Below are 1,429 nucleotides of genomic sequence, written 5' to 3'. Positions count from 1 at the left end.
CCTCGCGCCAGACCGCCTGGCGCGCAAATATGCGCACCAAGCCCTGCTGATGGAGGAATTCTCCTCGTGCGGCGTACAGGTCGTGTTTCTCAATCATGCAATTGGCACGACGCCGGAAGAATCACTGCTGCTGCAGATGCAGGGCATGATAGCGGAGTACGAGCGGGCAAAAATCGCAGAGCGTCACCGCCGCGGCAAGCTTCACGGCGCGAAACGCGGTACCGTCAACGTGCTATCAGGGGCGCCTTACGGCTACCGCTATATCCGAAGACAGCTCGACGGGACGCCAGCCCGGTACGTCATCGAACTGCCGCAAGCCGCCACGGTGAAAGCGATCTTCGAGTGGGTCGGGCTGGAGCGCCTGAGCCTCGGAGAAGTGATACGTCGGCTTGGCGAGGCCGGTACCGTGACGGCATCGGGCAAGCCGTACTGGGACCGCAGCGTGGTATGGGGCATCTTGCGTAATCCGGCGTACATGGGGCGGGCTGCGTTCGGCAAAACGCAGGCGTGCGATCATCAGGTGCGCGTGCGTGCCCAGCGTCACAGCGCCGACGTGCCCAGGAAACCGTATTCAGCGAAACGCGCGGACCGGCAGCAGTGGATCGAAATTCCGGTGCCGGCAATCGTCAGCGAAGCACTGTTCGAAATCGTTCAGGAGCAGCTTGCCGAGAACCGCAAGCTGGCACGCCAGCTCCGGGATAATGCGCCGCTTCGCCTGCTGCAGGGGCTCACTGTTTGTGGACAGTGCCGTTACGCCTACTACGCGAAGAAAGTGAGCAAGTCGGCGGCCAAGGGACATCAGCGAGACTATGCCTATTACCGCTGCGTTGGAACCGACGCCTACCGGTTCGGCGGCGAACGTATCTGCGACAACCTGCAGGTACGGACAGATAAGCTCGATGAGTTGGTATGGCATCAGGTTGTGGAATTGCTCAGGCATCCCGATCGACTGAAAGAAGAGTATGAACGTCGACTCGACGTGATGGAGCGTAGCGAAAAGCGCGGCTTCGATACCGGCAGTCTGGAAAAGCAGCGGCTTCAGCTCGAAAAGGGCAAATCGCGACTGATCGACGGCTACGCCGACGGTATCATCGACAAGGCTGACTTCGAGCCAAGGATGCAGCAGTTGAAGAGTCGGCTCGAACAGATTGAACAGCAGATCCAGGAATCACGGCGCCACGGTGCGATGCAAAGCGAGCTGTTTCTCGTCATTAACCGGCTTGAGGAGTTTGCAGCCGCCGTCACTGAAAAGCTGGATGCGATTGATCTTGAAACGAAACGCAAGATCGTTCTGGGCCTGGTCAAGCGCGTAGAAATCCACAAGGACGAGATCGTCGTCGTGTTCCGTGTCGATCCGCAACCGCCGGTTCGCGGCAGCGAAAATTCGACCGACTCAGACGCAGGAGAGAAAAGTATGCAACATTGTAGG

General features: G+C 59.1%; 1 protein-coding gene. It reads left to right on the top strand.

The features are described 5' to 3' along the window. The coding region (locus tag AB4Y42_RS43920) for a recombinase family protein (RefSeq protein ID WP_368697848.1) at positions 1-1,429 on the top strand (1,429 nt) is incomplete at both ends.

Origin of the sequence: Paraburkholderia sp. EG286B (assembly GCF_040965655.1) — a bacterium.
GTDB lineage: Bacteria > Pseudomonadota > Gammaproteobacteria > Burkholderiales > Burkholderiaceae > Paraburkholderia.
Note: the sequence above shows the minus strand (reverse complement) of the source record. Positions and strands in the feature narration are given on the sequence as shown.